12 protein-coding genes are annotated in these 15,755 nt (G+C 63.9%); 10 read left to right on the top strand and 2 right to left on the bottom strand.

What is annotated here, in order from left to right; translation table 11 throughout:
• Positions 1-178 precede the first annotated feature (178 nt).
• The 7 genes from AC1Y2B_RS10495 to AC1Y2B_RS10465 all read left to right on the top strand — a co-directional run bounded on the left by AC1Y2B_RS10495 (position 179) and on the right by AC1Y2B_RS10465 (position 8,100).
• The gene (locus AC1Y2B_RS10495) at positions 179-1,084 is read left to right on the top strand and encodes a proline iminopeptidase-family hydrolase (protein ID WP_482253033.1); all 906 of its coding nucleotides are present in this window, start codon (positions 179-181) and stop codon (positions 1,082-1,084) included.
• 22 nt (positions 1,085-1,106) lie between these two features.
• Complete coding sequence (locus AC1Y2B_RS10490) at positions 1,107-2,765, top strand: ABC transporter substrate-binding protein (protein WP_482253032.1); 1,659 nt, start codon at positions 1,107-1,109, stop codon at positions 2,763-2,765.
• 4 nt (positions 2,766-2,769) lie between these two features.
• Positions 2,770-3,774 carry an ABC transporter permease gene (locus AC1Y2B_RS10485; protein WP_482253031.1) on the top strand — a complete coding sequence of 335 codons (1,005 nt, stop codon included), beginning with the start codon at positions 2,770-2,772 and terminating at the stop codon, positions 3,772-3,774.
• On the top strand, positions 3,774-4,745 hold the full coding sequence (locus AC1Y2B_RS10480; protein WP_482253030.1) for an ABC transporter permease: 972 nt from the start codon (positions 3,774-3,776) through the stop codon (positions 4,743-4,745). The genes AC1Y2B_RS10485 and AC1Y2B_RS10480 overlap by 1 nt, the downstream gene beginning before the upstream one ends.
• Positions 4,742-5,716 (top strand): ABC transporter ATP-binding protein, encoded by a 975-nt coding sequence (locus AC1Y2B_RS10475; RefSeq protein WP_482253029.1) that lies wholly within the window; start codon positions 4,742-4,744, stop codon positions 5,714-5,716. The genes AC1Y2B_RS10480 and AC1Y2B_RS10475 overlap by 4 nt, the downstream gene beginning before the upstream one ends.
• Positions 5,713-6,678: an ABC transporter ATP-binding protein gene (locus AC1Y2B_RS10470; RefSeq protein ID WP_482253028.1), complete on the top strand. Its 966-nt coding sequence runs from the start codon at positions 5,713-5,715 to the stop codon at positions 6,676-6,678. The genes AC1Y2B_RS10475 and AC1Y2B_RS10470 overlap by 4 nt, the downstream gene beginning before the upstream one ends.
• A gap of 975 nt (positions 6,679-7,653) precedes the next feature.
• Complete coding sequence (locus AC1Y2B_RS10465; protein WP_482253027.1) at positions 7,654-8,100, top strand: hypothetical protein; 447 nt, start codon at positions 7,654-7,656, stop codon at positions 8,098-8,100.
• Between the two features lie 652 nt (positions 8,101-8,752).
• Here AC1Y2B_RS10465 and AC1Y2B_RS10460 read toward each other — a convergent pair.
• Entirely contained in the window at positions 8,753-9,640 is an 888-nt protein-coding gene (locus AC1Y2B_RS10460; protein WP_482253026.1) for an acyl-CoA dehydrogenase family protein, read from the bottom strand.
• Between the two features lie 524 nt (positions 9,641-10,164).
• Here AC1Y2B_RS10460 and AC1Y2B_RS10455 point away from each other — a divergent pair.
• Positions 10,165-10,977, top strand: a complete 813-nt coding sequence (locus AC1Y2B_RS10455) for a hypothetical protein (RefSeq protein ID WP_482253025.1) — start codon at positions 10,165-10,167, stop codon at positions 10,975-10,977.
• 168 nt (positions 10,978-11,145) lie between these two features.
• On the opposite strand, the gene AC1Y2B_RS10450 is transcribed toward AC1Y2B_RS10455, so the two are convergent.
• A complete protein-coding gene (locus AC1Y2B_RS10450; protein ID WP_482253024.1) occupies positions 11,146-11,538 on the bottom strand; it encodes a DUF3775 domain-containing protein in 393 nt (130 codons plus the stop codon).
• Between the two features lie 249 nt (positions 11,539-11,787).
• On the opposite strand from AC1Y2B_RS10450, the gene AC1Y2B_RS10445 reads away from it, so the two are divergent.
• On the top strand, positions 11,788-13,530 hold the full coding sequence (locus AC1Y2B_RS10445) for an ABC transporter ATP-binding protein (RefSeq protein WP_482253023.1): 1,743 nt from the start codon (positions 11,788-11,790) through the stop codon (positions 13,528-13,530).
• On the top strand, positions 13,527-15,380 hold the full coding sequence (locus tag AC1Y2B_RS10440) for an ABC transporter ATP-binding protein (RefSeq protein WP_482253022.1): 1,854 nt from the start codon (positions 13,527-13,529) through the stop codon (positions 15,378-15,380). Before AC1Y2B_RS10445 ends, AC1Y2B_RS10440 begins: the two co-directional genes overlap by 4 nt.
• Positions 15,381-15,755 lie beyond the last annotated feature (375 nt).

Below are 15,755 nucleotides of genomic sequence, written 5' to 3'. Positions count from 1 at the left end.
TTTGCCCGGCAAGCCCCATCCGGGGGCTGTGCACAGGATATGCGCAGTCCTGCGGCGGCAGGGTTCGGCACAGCATCTTAACCTTGTCCACCCGGCGTGAATTTTCTTGACTATGGCGACAACCAAACCACCGTTACGACACAGCGGGCCACAGAGTCCGCCGACCACAGGGGGTCACATGGAAGCTGCGTTGAAACAGGTCGAAGGCCGCGCGCCCTTCGGCCCTTACGAAACCTGGTATCGGATCACCGGTGATCTGAAGTCCGGCAAACCACCGATCTTTCTGCTGCATGGCGGACCGGGCGTCGCGCACAATTACATCGACAGCTACAAGCTTCTGGCGCGCGATGGACGGGCGGTGATCCACTATGACCAGATCGGCTGTGGCAACTCCACCCACCTGCCGGAAAAGGGTGGCGACTTCTGGGTGCCGCAACTTTTCGTGGATGAGCTGGAGAACCTGATCGACCATCTGGGCCAGCGCGCCGGGTTTCACGTTCTGGGACAAAGCTGGGGCGGCATGTTGGGGGCGGAATACGGGGTGCGGCGTCCCAAGGGTTTGAAGTCGCTGGTGATCGCCAACTCGCCGGCCTCGATGGACCTGTGGTGTTCGGAGGCGATGCGCCAAAGGTCCCTGATGCCGCAAGAAATTCAGGACGCCTTGAACAAGTACGAGGCGCTGGGAGATTACGACAACCCCGCGTACAAGGCCGCGACCGACTGGGTCTATGCCCGCCACGTCTGCCGCGTGGTGCCCAACCCGCCGGAGGTGGTGGCCAGTTTCACCCAGACCGCCGCCGACCCGACCGTCTATCACACCATGAACGGACCCAATGAATTCTTCGTTGTGGGCACGTTGAAGAATTGGGACATCACGCCCGAACTGCACAAGATCAACGTGCCGACCCTGTTGATCTCGGGCCGCCATGACGAGGCGACGCCTGCCACCGTGCAGCCCTACAAGGACCACATCAAGGGCGCCACCTGGGTGATCTTTGAAGAGTCCAGCCACATGCCACATGTCGAAGAGAAAGAGTTCTGCATGGGCGTCGTGGGCGGTTTTCTGAACATGCACGACCAATAAAAACACCAACCGGGAGAGTTCTATGAAGAAGCTTCTTATGGCCACGGCCACCGCCGGTTTGATCGCCGGCGTCATGGCTCCGGCCCATGCCGAATACCAGACGGCCCATCGGGGCGGCACCATGCGGATCGTGGCCCATTCGGCTGCGGGCACGGTCGACCCGATGATCAACTATACGCTGCAATACTGGCAGATTTATCAGGGCCTGTATGACGGGCTGATGGCATTCAAGAAAGCGCCGGGGGCGGACGGCTTCACCAAGGTCCCCGATCTGGCCGAGGCGGCGCCCGTCATCTCCAACGATGGCAAGACCTATACCTTCACCCTGCGCAAGGGGATTAAATTCTCCAACGGCGCTGACCTGACGGTCAAGGACGTGGTGGCCAGCCTGCAACGCATCTTCAAGGTGTCCTCGCCGACTGCGGGGGGCTTCTTCTCGGTCATCGTGGGGGCTGACAAATGCCTTGCGACACCGGCCACCTGCACACTGGACGGCGGGGTTGTGGCAGATGAGACGGCGGGCACCGTCACCATCAACCTGACCCGGCCCGATGCCGAATTCCTTGACAAGCTGGCCCTGCCGCATGCCGTGATCCTGCCGGCGGATTCGCCCACGGCGGATGTGGGCTCGGCGCCTTTGCCCGGCACGGGTGCCTACATGATCTCGGCCTATGACCCCAACAAGGGCATGACCATGGTCCGCAACCCGAACTTCAAGGTCTGGAGCGAAGAGGCCCAGCCTGATGGCTATCCGGACACGATCCAGTACGACTTCGGCCTGACCGATGAAGCGCAGGTCACGGCAGTGGAGAATGGCGAGGCCGACTGGATGTTCGACCAGCCCCCGACCGACCGGTTGGGAGAGATCGGCACCAAATACCAGACCCAGGTCTTCCTGACCCCGCTGACCGCGTGGTGGTATGCGCCGATGAACACCAACCTTGCGCCGTTTGACAACATAAAGGCCCGGCAGGCGGTGAACTACGCGCTGGACCGCAACGCCATGGTCAACCTGTTCGGCGGCCCGGTTCTGGCCTCGCCCGTCTGTCAGGTCCTGCCCCCGGGCTTCCCCGGCCATGTCGATTATTGCCCCTACACCAAGGACCCCGGCACCAAGTGGTCGGCGCCTGATCTGGACAAAGCCAAGCAACTGGTCGAGGAATCCGGCACCAAGGGTCAGAAGGTCACGATCATTTCCGAGGATACTGCGGTGTCCAAGGCCATCGGGACCTACATGCAATCGGTGCTGACAGACATCGGCTATGTTGTCGATGTGAAGCCGATCTCTTCCAACATCCAGTTCACCTATATCCAGAACACGAACAACAAGGTGCAGATCTCGATCACGCAATGGTATCAGGACTACCCGGCGGCATCGGACTTCCTGAACATCCTGTTCGGCTGCTCCAGCTTCACCCCCGGCTCGGACAGCTCGATCAACATCGCGGGCTTCTGCGACAAGGGCATTCAGGCCAAGATGGATCAGGCGCTGGCCTTGGGTGTGACCGATCAGGACGGTGCCAACAAGCTGTGGGCCGAGGTTGACAAGGAAGTGACCGATGCCTCCGCGGCCGCGGCCCTTTTCACCCCCAAACACGTGGACTTCGTCTCCAAACGGGTCGGCAACTTCCAGTTCAACAGCCAGTTCTACTGGATGGTGTCGCAATCGTGGGTGCAGTAAGGCTTTGAAAACCCCTGCAAACGTCAGCCGTGGCCCCTGGGCCACGGCACTGAACCGTCTCTCTCATGACCGCACAGCCCTTGTGGCCCTCGCCGTCTTCGTGCTGATCGTCCTGTCCTGCGTGCTGGCCCCGGCCTATGCGTGGTGGGCTGGGGTTGATCCCTTCAAATCCACCCTGGATGCCGTCGTCACCATCGACGGCGTGCAGAAACCGGTGATGGAATTGCCAACCACCGGTCTGGCGCTTGGCTATACGCCCATCGGGCCGACATGGCGGTTGGGCAACTACTTCCTTGGGGCGGACAATCAGGGCCGGGACGTCATGGCGCGGCTCCTGTACGGCGGAATGAACTCGATGATCATTGCCGGCGCGGCGACCGCCTTCACGCTGGTCTTCGCCACGGTACTTGGCCTGCTGGCCGGGTTCTTCGGCGGCATCATCGACATGGTGATCAGCCGGATTCTGGACGTGCTTTGGGCCTTTCCGGTCTATCTGCTGGCCATATCGCTTTCCATCGTTCTCTTGACACAGGGCATCAGCATCGGGCCTTGGGTGATCGATTCCAGCTCGCTTCTGCTGCCGATCTTCATCATCGGTGTGATCTACATCCCCTACGTCGCCCGCCCCGTGCGCGGTCAGGTCATGTCATTGCGGCAAAGCGATTTCGTGATGGCAGCGATTGGCCTGGGCGCGCCTTCGGGGCGCATCCTCTGGAAGGATATTCTACCCAACGTGTCAACCACCCTCATCGTGTTCATACCGATCATGATGGCGTTGAACATGCTGACCGAAAGCGCCCTGTCGTTTCTGAGCATCGGCGTGCAGCCGCCCGACGCAAGCTGGGGCACGATAATTCAGGACGGTCAGACGCTGCTGTACACCCGGCCCGCCGTTGCGCTGGCACCGGGCTTCATGATCGTCATCTCGGTCCTGTCGCTGAACGTGTTTGGTGACGGGTTGCGCGACGCCCTTGACCCAAGGTCGAAAATCAAACTGGGGCGCGGCTGATGATCTACGCCATCCTGCAACGCCTGGGCCAGATGCTGTTCGTGATGTTCGGCATCAGCCTTCTGGTCTTCCTGATCTTCTTCGGCACGCCCGGAGTCGATCCAGCCGCCCGCATCGCCGGCCGCAACGCCTCGCCCGAGGTTTTGGCCGCTGTGCGCAAAAGCTTCGGCTTTGATCAGCCGTTCTACGTGCAATACCTGACCATGATGAAAAAGATCTTCGTCACGGGCGACCTGACGTCCTTCGTCAACCGCGGCTGGAAGGTCGTGCCCGCCGTCCTCGACACCATCCCCGTCACCCTGTCGCTGGTCGTCGGCGCTGCGATCCTGTGGGTGGTGTTCTCGCTGATCATCGGGGTCACCGCCGCAGCCTACCGCGACCGCTGGCCGGACAAGCTGCTGATGATCCTTGGCCTGATCGGCGTGTCGATGCCGGTCTATTGGCTGGGCGAGGTGATGAACCTGATCACGCAAAGCAGGTTCCATGACTCGTGGCTGTTTTCTTGGGTGCCCCCGCTGGGCTACAAGAACTTCAGCGATGATCCGAAAGGCTGGTTCTTGACGCTGGTGATTCCGTGGATCACCCTGTCGATCCTGTACATCGGGCTTTATGGCCGCGTCCTGCGGGCGTCCATCACCGAGGCGCTGCAGGAAGATTACATTCGCACGGCCCGCGCCAAGGGCCTGTCGGAAACGCGCATCCTGCTGCGCCATGCGCTGCGCACCTCGCTGATCGCCTTCGTCACGCTCTTCGGTCTGGATTTCGGCGCTTTGGTGGGCGGGTCCGCGCTGTTGACCGAGGTGGTGTTCGGCCTGCAGGGGGTTGGCAAATTGACCTTCGACGCGCTGCAAAACCTAGATTTGCCCGTGATCATGACCACCGTGCTTTACGCCAGCTTCTTCGTGGTGCTGGCCAACGCCGTGGTCGATGTCGTCTACATCCTTCTGGACCCGCGGGTGCGCACGTCATGATCCTGGAAGTAACCAATCTGCGCGTGTCGTTCCGCACCCAGCAGGGGCTTGTGCGCGTGCTGGACGGGGTGTCCTTCACCGTCGATGAGGGCGAGGTTCTGGGCATCTTGGGCGAGTCCGGTTCGGGCAAGACCATGACCGTCCTCGCGGTGATGGGCCTGATCACCGACCCCAATGCCGTCATCGAAGGCTCGATCAAATTCCGTGGCCGCGAACTGGTCGGCATGAAGCCGCGCGATATGCGCCAGTTGCGCGGCAAGGATATTGCCATGATCTTTCAGGACCCGATGACGGCCCTGACCCCGGTCTACACCATCGGCTGGCAGATCGCTGAGCAGATCTTGACCCACCAAAAGGTGTCCAAGGCGCAGGCCTGGGCCAGGGCGATCGACCTTTTGGCCGAGGTGGGCATCCCCAAACCCGAAGAGGCCGTCCACCGCTATCCCCACCAGCTGTCCGGCGGCATGCGCCAACGCGCCGTGATCGCCATGGCCCTGACCTGCAATCCGGCGCTTCTGGTGGCGGACGAGCCGACGACGGCCCTGGACGTGACCGTTCAGGCGCAAATCCTCGACCTCTTGCGCAAGCTGCAGCAGACGCATGGCTCTGCGATCATCTTCATCACCCATGACCTTGGCGTGATGGCCGAACTCGCCGACCGGATCATGGTGATGTACGCGGGCCGGATCGTCGAGCGGGCGACGCGGGATGCCCTCTTTGCCAACCCACAGCATCCCTATACCCTTGCCCTGCTGAACTCGATCCCACCGTTGGACGGGGAGCGCCCGCACCGGTTGCAGACGATCGCCGGAGCACCGCCCTCTCTGCTGAACCTGCCGCAAGGCTGCGCCTTTGGCCCGCGCTGTCCGCGCAAATTTGCCGCCTGCGAGGCGAAGCCCAGCCTCACCCAGCCCCCCCATGAAACCGCCTGCTTCCTGAGCGGTGCCCCCATGCCTGCTCTGATCAAATGACAGCACTTTACGAGATCACCAACCTTTCCAAGCGGTTCACCGTGGGCAACCGCTTTTCGCGGCAGGGCAAGCGGGTGGTGCAGGCCGTGGATGGCGTGTCGCTGTCCATCCAGCCCGGGGAAACACTGGGGCTGGTGGGGGAATCCGGCTGCGGCAAATCCACGCTGGGTCGCTGCTTGTCGCGGCTTTATGACATCTCGGACGGCAAGCTGGTGTTTGATGGCACTGATATTTCCACCCTGTCGACGCGAGAGATGCGCCCCCTGCGACGCAAGATGCAGATGGTGTTTCAAGACCCGTACGCCTCGCTCAATCCGCGCCGCAGGGTGTTCGACCTGATCGCAGAACCGTTGCGCATCCACCTGAAGCTGCCCGAAGCTGAGGTGAAAGCCCGCGTTGCCGGTCTGCTGGAACAGGTGGGCCTGCTGCCCGATCATGCCCAAAGGTATCCGCACGAATTCTCGGGAGGCCAACGCCAGCGCATCGGCATTGCCCGCGCCATTGCGCTGGAACCCAAGCTGGTCATTCTGGATGAACCCGTCTCGGCCCTTGACGTGTCGGTCCAGGCGCAGATCGTCAACCTGTTGGCCGACCTGCAGGAACGGCTGAAGCTGACCTATGTTTTCGTGGCCCATGACCTGAGCGTGGTGCGGCAAGTTTCCACCCGGATCGCGGTGATGTATCTCGGCTCCATCGTCGAGATCGGAAACGCCGATGACATCTTCTCGCGCCCGTCGCATCCTTACACGCAGGCCCTGATTTCGGCGGTTCCAAAGCCGGTGAACGGCGAAGGCCGCAAGCGGATCATCCTGACCGGCGATGTGCCTAGCCCGATCAATCCACCGGCCGGATGCCGCTTTCACCCGCGCTGCCCCGTGGCGCAGGACAGGTGCCGGGTGGAGCGCCCGGCTTTGACGCAAAGCCAAGGCCGTTCGGTGGCCTGCCACTTCCCACTGGTTTAAGGGCGCAGCGACCCGGCAAGCCAAGGCTGGATGCCCCCAGCCAGAAGGCGCGGGCAGACGTCGCACGACCTGCCGGCCACGGTCCGGTCGGGCCCTTTCCCACGGACAAGGATCGGGCCGACCGCTCCAGATGCCGGCCGGGGTGCTGCTCCTGTCGGGCGCGCTGGCGCCGGTGAACCGGGCACTGCCAAGGCGATCATGACAAGTCTCATAGAAACCTGGTTTTCGAGGTGTGGGCGGGGCAACCCGGACCCGCACAGCGCCATCCCGCTTTGGCCAATGCATCCTGTTGATGCAACGTGTTCTTCCAGAGAGTGCCATGAACCTTGCCTTGACCCCGCCAGCCGCGCCCGAGACCGAAAGCCTGACTGATCTGCTGGGCCGCAGCATGTCGCCCCCAAAGCCCAATCGCGCTTCCCTGCCCTGCCCTGGCAGGCAGGGCAGGATCTGCTTGTGGTCAAGATCGCCGCCGCCAAGTCCTGCAGCATCACCTGCCCCCTTGGCCCTGACCTCTGACAAGACCTCCACGGTCGCTGTATCCGCCCCAAGGCTTTTCGGGCCTGCGCAACTTCCCCTTCAGGATCGTGCTCTCGATGTCCTCTCCCCATCTGTTGCGCATCAAGACGGGCTGCATCATGGGCCTTTGTGGCGCGGGGGCGCAGGCCCTCCGGGCCACGGCCCATTTCGACCGGATGGGCAGTTGCTTCGCGGCGACCCAAGTGCCGCCACCACCTGCCGCACTGGCATCAACCCGGCGATCTTCTGCAGCGGCCCGACCCGAAGGATCTGCAAGGCTGCGTCAACACCGCCTTTGGCAACCCGCGCGACGCACAGTTCCACGGGGTCTGACCGGACCCAGGTGACCTTTGCGGCAGCCCGAGCGACGCGACGATCTCGTTCGATGGCCGGGCGAGCTCGAAGGACGGCCATCATGCCCGATCAGGTCGCCGTTCCGCCGCTGATCGGGGTCAAGGGATGGCGCCCGGCACGTTTTGGCACACCTGCTGCCGGGCCCCCACCGCCGCCGCGGTCGCCATCCGCAACCGTTGGCTCATGGCCGAATGGGCCCGCGATGGAATTGCCGCTCGGTCTCGGGCGTTCTCCACCGACCCTGATGTGCGTCTGTCGCCCGACCGGCACAGCCTGCCCCAACGCCTTTCGCTTCGGCGACCACGTTCCGACGCTGATCTGTCTGCGGTGGGGGCGGATGGGAAGGCCAGCGGAATTGGCGCGCAAGACCGGGTACATGGCAACTTAACCCTGCCTGAAAGTGGCATCCGCGCTGCAGCGGACCTGAAGGACATGCGGCGGGGCATGCCTGCACGGGGGCAGGATGACGTCGACGGGCGGTGCGCCCCGGTTCTGAGCGGCGGCGATTTGCGGTTTGCCATGGATGCAACGCGGATGGAGGATTCACGCTGAAAGCCTCCCCATCCAGCGCGCCCACCCCCGGCCGCCTTGACCGAAGGTCGTATCCTGACCCGTCTCATACCCCTTCCTGCAGTCTCGCACCCTTTGGCCACCGCCAAAGCCATCGCTGCCGATACCCGGCGAACGATGGCCGACACTGGGCCAAGCTTGCCGCAGCACCCGATCTCAGACGGCTGGATTGGCGCAGGCCATACCGATTTGGCGCAAGCGGGTCCCACTGCGGGGAGCGATGCCTTCAACCGCGCCCTTGCCCTTGTCACGCGACTGCGCGCAGCCATGGCGCGCCATCACCCTCTCGCGCCTTTTGGCTGCAATGTCCCGGCAAGGCAGGGCGGCCTGCCTCTGCGCCTTGCCGCCACGATGGAAATCTCACTTCCTGTACCGCGGGGGCAGAGGGGTGGGGCAGGTCTCGACCATCGACCACGCCATGGTCGAACACCTGCCCGCCTTCTGTCCTCCACCCAGCTTGCGCGGTGGTATGCCGCCGTCGTGGCCAGCGCGCGCCTGCGCAATGCCGCCGCAGACCATGGCGTGGCACTTGCCAAGATCAACCACACCCGGTTGCGCAAGGATGAACCGGGCGGCCATCGGCTGAACGGGGGCAAATTCCAGCTTCTCGGTGCGCCGAATGCGGCGACGAATGTCATTCTCGCAACCGGCCCCGTTGGGCGGCAGGGCGGCGGTCCAGCGCCAGCGACACATCGCTGGACGACGCGCCAAAAGGCGTTGAACACATCGCTGATCGCCCGCAGAGCCAGATCGATCGCCGCAGATTGTACCGCACCCGATTGCAAATCGGCCTCGATGTTGGCGGCGTCATCGGGGGCCTTGTCACTGCCTTGCGAGGTCTCGCAGGCGCGGGCGGCGGCGCGGGCGGCCTCCAGCGTGGCGCGGCGGCATAGGCAAAGACGCGGGCCTTGCCGATCACCTGCAGGATCTGCGGGTCATTGCGCACAAGCCCGGCGGTGCCGCCACTGCCCTGCAAGAAGGTGCGCTTGCGGGTCGCCACCAGCCTGGACACGTCGCGCACCGCAGTCAGGGCAGCGCCGGTCAGGACCGAATTCAGCACCAGTTGATCGAAAGCCGTCTGAGAGCGGAAGCGCGTCTCGAACGGCACCGGGCCATCGGGGTCAACCTTGGCGCCCTTGAACACCGTGGTTCCAGTGCCGGTCAACCTTTGGCCAAACCCCGACCAGTCGTCCCTGATCGTCACGCCGGGCTGCTTGACGTTCACGAGGACAATCATTGGCGTGCCGGTGTCGCTGCAGGTGGCGTAGGTGTCGATCCACTCGCCGAAGATCGTGCCGGCGGAGTAATACGTCTCGCCATCCACTCTGTAGCCGTCTCCCTCCGGGGTGACCTTGGTCATCGTCTCTCCGCTCTTGACAGAGCCCATTTCCGTCCAGCCCTTGCCGAACCGCTTCAGCCAGTGGGCACCTTGCGTCCGGGGGGCAACCAGACGGTCTTCGACCAGCGCCAAACGGCTTCGCAGGGCCTGAGCGATTGTTGGTGTCGGCTTCTGCCAGATCAATCGGCAGATCAACCTGCTGTACCAACAAGGCGCCCAGGCCGCCAAGTTCTTCGGGCACGCGCCCTGCCCCACGGAATCTTCGCGCCGAAAAGGCCCGAACAAGAAAATCCCCCGCAGCTCGTTGCGCGCTCAACTGCGGCGCTACGCGGGTCTGGACGGCGACGAGGGCAACTGGCCCACCCTTGCAAACAGACTTCAGGCAAAGGACGAAACCATGGGGTCTCTCACTCAAAACCAGATCGACGACACCCTCGATCCCTGCGTCAACTCCGGCGACCCGGTCCAGCCGCGCCCAGGTCCGACCACGCCGGCGCATATCCTGAAGGACGAGGCCGAAGCGATTGCCGTGGCGCAAGGTCTGACGGCAGAATGCGCCAAGAAAGCCGCCCTGCGCGACCGCGAGGTCCTGCTGCCGCTGCGAGCTCGATCTTTAATCGCAAAACGGCATCTGGTCCCTGCAGGCGCCCAATGCCTATGGCGGCCCCGGGCTGAGCCATGCGACCCTGACCAAGGTCATCTCGATCGTGGCCTTGGGCGACCCGGCGGTGGCGCAGATCGTGCCGAACCATCTGGCCATCGTCGACCTGATCGACCTTGACGCCACAGACGCCGAAAAGAAGATGGTCTTTGACTGGACTCTGACGGGCATCCGCTTTGGCAACGCATTCTCGGAGTTTGGCGGCAAGAACGTGGTCGATTTCCAGACCCCCTCCTCGCCCACCGGCGCCCTGCTGTCCCATATCGGGCCGGTCGGCGTCACCCTTCATGCTGGGGAAAACAATGCTCCATCAAACTCCGGGATCAAGCAGGCGCAGGCCTGCGGCAGGCGCCGCGAGGAGATAAAGCTCTGCAACCTGACCACCGTCAGCTTGGATAAGGCGGACGAGAAGGCCCGGGCCAAGGCGGCCCGCGCTGCCGAATATGCCGTTTATGACCGGGCGCTGACTATCGTTTCGGGCTGGAACGGGCTGGATTTCGGCCCCTATGCCCCCAACGACCCGATCCGCAAGATCGGGACAAACGGCATCCGCTCACGACTGGATCACCCTGCGCAGGGCAAAAGCTGGACGTTGAAGGACTTGACCAAAAGGGCCGGGATCGACGGGCTGCGGCCGGTGTTTGCCGGCTGTGCGACCACGGTGGCCGACCAATCGCAGGACTGGGCGGCAAAAAGTCCGGGGTGGATGGATTCAACCCCGCTTACGTCGCGGCGCAAGAGACGTTCGAGGACGTCGTCGATCTTCGGGTACCGGAACTGCAACAGCGCGGCGTCTATCCGCGCGCCTGCCAAGCCGGAACAGGGCGGCACAAACGGTTCGGTCAGGGTGACCGCCTGATCGCTCCGCACCCCGCCATCTGCTATCGCGACATCGAACCTATCATAGCCAGTGCAAGGGCTGCCGAATGGGCCACGGCGGCCCACCATCACGCCTCCCGCCGGATCGGTCCATCAGGAACCGGTCGGATGCCGTTGCAAGGTTCAAACCCCGATGGCCGCGAAAAGCCTACTCGACCCCGAATTCCAGAAGCTTTTCCAGCCCTTCGGTCAAGAACTCTCCGGCGTCGGGCTGACCAAGCAAATAGCGACTGACCAGCCCGTCGTGCTGCTGGCGGGCCAGCGCCTTGGTGGCTTCCCATTCCTCGGGCTCGGCATCGCCCCGGCCGATCCAGAACAGCGCCACCAGCCCGTCCTTCTGTTCGTCATTCATGCTTTCGATCTCTTGCGTGATCTCATCCCGGCTCAGATCGCCCGCAGTGTCCTGCAAGGTTTCGGCCACTTCGTCATCCGAGGCATTGCCGCCAGGGTCGGGAATATCCGTCGCCTCTTTGGCCGTCACGGCATTCAATCGCAACACCAGTTCCTCGATTTCGGCACTGTCAAAGGGAAGCGCAATCATGGGCATCTCCTGCTGGATAAGGTCCGGCCATAGCATATGGCACAAGGCGCGCACTGATGTGGATCGTGTCCTGCCACCAATGCCTCGGGGATCCCATGCCCGGCAAACGATCGCCCGATCACGGCCTGCTGACCGGGCCGGGGGATGGCGGCCATTGTATGTCGATGTAAGCGGGTGCATCCTCACCGCAATTGGGTCTGAAGAAGCAGTGGGTCTTGCACCTCACGTCGATAGGGCAGTTTGTGACGCATGACCTCTGATCGGCCCGCCAACCTGAAATCGCTGCTGCACCGCCAGCGGGTCTGGATCGCCGTTCTGGTCCTGTGTCAGGCGGGCCAGACCCTTGCCGCCCTGACCCTTCCCAGCCTGAGCGCGCGCGTGATCGACACCGGCCTTGCCGATGCCACGGGTCAGGCCGTGCTGCACACGGGCGGCCTGATGCTGGGGGCGGCCCTGCTGCAACTGGTGCTGGCGATGACAGCCACCTGGATCGGCGCAAGGGTGGCCATGCAAGTCGGGCATGATCTGCGCGACGCGCTGTTTCGCAAGGTCCACGCGCTGGCGCTGGCCGAGATTCAGGGGCTGGGCGTGCCCTCCTTGATCACCCGCTGCACCAATGATGTGCTGCAACTGCAATCCATGCTGACGATGATCCTGACCATGATCCTGATGGCCCCCCTGATGGGGATTGGCGGGGTGGTCATGTCGTTCAACGAGGATGCGCGGCTGTCTGCATTGCTTTTGGTCAGCGTACCGGGTCTGGCCCTGATCATCGGCGGCCTTCTGGCCCAAACCCTGCCGCTCTACAGCGTGATGCAACGCCAGATCGACCGGCTCAACGCCATCTTGCGCGAGCAGATCACCGGGCTGCGGGTGATCCGCGCCTTCGTGCGTGACCAAGCCGAGCAGGCGCGTTTCGGCCGGGCCAACGCGGCCTTGACCGGAACCGCGCGGCAAAGCGGGCGGTTGATGACGCTGAACATGCCGGCGGTGCTGGCGGTCATGCAACTGACCGGCGTGGCCGTGGTGTGGTTCGCCGCCCCCCGCATTGCCGCAGGCACCCTGCAGGTCGGCGCGCAGGTGGCGTTCCTGTCCTATATCGCGCAGATCATGTTCTCGGTCATGATGGCCGCGATGCTGTTTGCCATAGCCCCGCGGGCACTGGTGTCGGCGCGCCGGATCGGTGCGGTGCTGGACACTCCGGTCTCGCTTGCAACGCCGGCACAGCCCAGGGCCCTGACCTCGCCAGAGGTCACGCTGCAGGTGCAAAACGTCGGCTTTCACTACCCGGGGGCCGAAGCCGCCGTCCTGTCGGACATCAGCTTCAGCATCGCCCCCGGAGAGGTGGTGGGCATCATCGGTGCCACCGGCTCTGGAAAGTCCACCCTGTTGAACCTGATCGTGCGGCTGCGGGACGTGACCTCGGGCCAGATCACCCTGAACGGTATCGATCTGCGCGATCTGGCCCCCGAAGCGCTGTGGCAGCACATCGGTCTTGTGCCGCAGAAGGCCTATCTGTTTTCCGGCACGCTGGCCGAGACCCTGCGTTTTGGCAAAGCCGTTGCGACCGAGGCTGACCTGTGGGCGGCGCTGAAGATTGCTCAGGCGGTGGACTTCGTGCGCGACTTGCCGGACGGTTTGCACTCCAGCGTGGCACAGGGCGGCACCAATTTCTCGGGCGGGCAGCGCCAGCGGCTGGCGATTGCCCGGGCCTTGGTGCGGCGGCCGGGGCTTTACCTGTTCGACGACAGTTTTTCGGCGTTGGATTTTGGCACCGACGCCCGTCTGCGCGCCGCCCTGCGGGATGCCACGGGGCGCGCGGCCACGCTCATCGTTGGCCAGCGTGTCAGTTCGCTGCGCCATGCCGACCGGATTCTGGTGATGGAAGCCGGCCGGATTTCCGCGTCAGGCACCCACGAGGCGCTTTTGCGATCCTCCTCCGCCTATGCCGAAATCGTCGCCTCGCAAACCGGATCCGAGGACGCTGCATGAGCCGCGCGCCGCTTCCCCTTCCGATGGCACGCGGCCCCGGGGCGCCCGGCATGATGGCCGCCCAACTGGCCGGAGGCGCCAAGGCGCGCAACAGCGGCGCCGCCCTGCGCCGCGTGGGGCGTTTCCTGCTGCAGTCGCGCTGGCGCATGGTGGCCGCGGTCACGATGACGGTGGCCAGCGTGGCGCTGTCCTCGCTTGGCCCCTGGCAACTGGGTCGGGCAACCGATGGCGTCATTGCCGACATCAGCGCCGGCCAGCCCCTGCAGGTGGGCGTTCTGGCCCGGCATCTGGCACTGGTGGCGGCGATGTTCCTTGCCGCAGCGCTTTTCAACTGGCGTCAGGCCTGGCTGGTCAACGATCTGGTGCAGGATCTCAGCCGCCGCCTGCGCGACATGGCGGAACAAAAGCTCTCGCGCCTGCCCTTGGCGTGGTTTGACGGTCAGCCCTTTGGCGAGGTGCTGAGCCGGGTCACCAACGACATCGACAATATCACCCAAAGCCTGCAACAGCTTCTCAGCCAACTGTTGATGTCCTTGCTGAACCTTGTGGCCGTCATGCTGGTGATGGTGGCCATCTCTCCGACGCTTGGCGCCATCGCGCTGGCGATGCTGGCGCTGACCGTGCTGCTGACGCGGGTGATCGCTGCCCAAGCCGGCCCACATTTTACGGCCCAATGGCGCTTGACGGGCGCGTTGAACGGCGCGGTCGAGGAAAGCTTCACCGGCCATGTTCTGGTGAAAGTCTATGGCCACCGCGACCAGACGATCGACAGCTTTGCCAAGGTCAATGGCGCCCTGCGCGACAGCGCCTTTCGCGCCCAGATGCTGGGCGGCATGATCCAGCCCTTGGCGATGGCCGTGGGCAACCTTGGCCTGATTGCCGTCGTGGTCGGCGGCGCTTTGCGCATCCTGTCCGGCGCCCTGACGGTCGGAGAGTTGCAGGCCTTCATCCAATATGTCCGCCAGATCAACCACCCGATGCAGCAGGTGGCCTCGATGGCGACCATCGTGCAATCCGGCCTCGCCTCCTCCGAGCGGGTGTTCGAGATGCTGGATCTGGCCGAACTGTCCGCGGACCGCGCCGACGCGCCCGGGATCGACCAGCCCAAGGGCCATGTGGCCTTCGATCACGTCAGCTTTTCCTACACGCCCGATGCCCCCCTGTTCCGCGATGTCAGCCTGACCGCCCTGCCCGGCCAGACCATCGCCATCGTCGGCCCCACAGGCGCGGGCAAGACCACGCTGGTCAACCTTCTGATGCGGTTTTACGAGGTCACCACGGGCCGCATCCTGCTGGACGGGGTCGAGATCGGCCAGATGGCGCGCGAGGATCTGCGGCGGCATTTCGGCATGGTCTTGCAGGACACCTGGCTGTTCTCGGGCACAGTGCGCGAAAATCTGGTCTATGGCCGCCCCGATGCCAGCGAAGCCGAACTCCTCGAAGCGTCGCGCATTTGTCATCTTGACGCGTTCGTCCGCGCCCTGCCGCAAGGCTACGACACCCTGCTGGACCCAGACGATGGCCTGTTGAGCGCCGGACAACGCCAGCTTCTGACCATCGCCCGCGCCTTCCTCATGCGCCCGACCGTCCTGATCCTGGACGAGGCGACCAGTTCCGTGGACACCAGAACCGAGCTTCTGGTCCAGCAGGCCATGTCACGGGTGCGCGAAGGTCGCACCAGCTTCGTCATCGCCCACCGGCTGTCGACTATCCGCAAGGCTGATCTGATCATCTACATGGAAGCCGGAACCGTGATGGAGCAAGGCAACCATGACACGCTGATTGCCGCACGCGGGCGCTATTGGCAACTATATCAGGCCCAATTCGCCGAAGGCGACCCGAAAGGCTGAAAGGGCCTGTGCGGCGCGGCGTATCGCGGGCCAAACGCTTGACTCGTTGGCGCATTGACCCGGACTGTGCAGGTTTTGGCGCCCGTTGCCCCACCGGAAAAAGGCATTCAGGCCAGCTCACCCTGGCATGACGGCGCACCTGGGTCCGATCGACCCCAAAAAGGGTCTGCCGTGTTCCGCCCGGTGGTCGCATGGCGGGGTTCAGGACATCAAAGCCTTCCAGATCATCGGTGGCCTGACCGCCGTGGACGCGCCGCGGGCGGGGTCATACCGGACCCACCGCCGGTCCGACGACAGAGTGGCCTTCCCAAAATCGGCCGGGAAACCCGTGCAAGTTTGGCAGAACGCCAAGCCGGGCGGCACCCGCAGGGCACC

The sequence above is a fragment of the Stagnihabitans sp. genome, from assembly GCF_964946895.1.
This window is presented reverse-complemented; position numbering and strand designations above follow the sequence as displayed.

What these genes read in the sequence shown, in the direction of transcription:
- AC1Y2B_RS10495 (WP_482253033.1), top strand. Translation starts at nt 179, where the DNA reads ATGGAAGCTGCGTTGAAACAGGTCGAAGGCCGCGCGCCCTTCGGCCCT.
- AC1Y2B_RS10490 (WP_482253032.1), top strand. Translation starts at nt 1,107, where the DNA reads ATGAAGAAGCTTCTTATGGCCACGGCCACCGCCGGTTTGATCGCCGGC.
- AC1Y2B_RS10480 (WP_482253030.1), top strand. Translation starts at nt 3,774, where the DNA reads ATGATCTACGCCATCCTGCAACGCCTGGGCCAGATGCTGTTCGTGATG.
- AC1Y2B_RS10475 (WP_482253029.1), top strand. Translation starts at nt 4,742, where the DNA reads ATGATCCTGGAAGTAACCAATCTGCGCGTGTCGTTCCGCACCCAGCAG.
- AC1Y2B_RS10470 (WP_482253028.1), top strand. Translation starts at nt 5,713, where the DNA reads ATGACAGCACTTTACGAGATCACCAACCTTTCCAAGCGGTTCACCGTG.
- AC1Y2B_RS10465 (WP_482253027.1), top strand. Translation starts at nt 7,654, where the DNA reads ATGGCGCCCGGCACGTTTTGGCACACCTGCTGCCGGGCCCCCACCGCC.
- AC1Y2B_RS10450 (WP_482253024.1), bottom strand. Translation starts at nt 11,538, where the DNA reads ATGATTGCGCTTCCCTTTGACAGTGCCGAAATCGAGGAACTGGTGTTG.
- AC1Y2B_RS10445 (WP_482253023.1), top strand. Translation starts at nt 11,788, where the DNA reads ATGACCTCTGATCGGCCCGCCAACCTGAAATCGCTGCTGCACCGCCAG.
- AC1Y2B_RS10440 (WP_482253022.1), top strand. Translation starts at nt 13,527, where the DNA reads ATGAGCCGCGCGCCGCTTCCCCTTCCGATGGCACGCGGCCCCGGGGCG.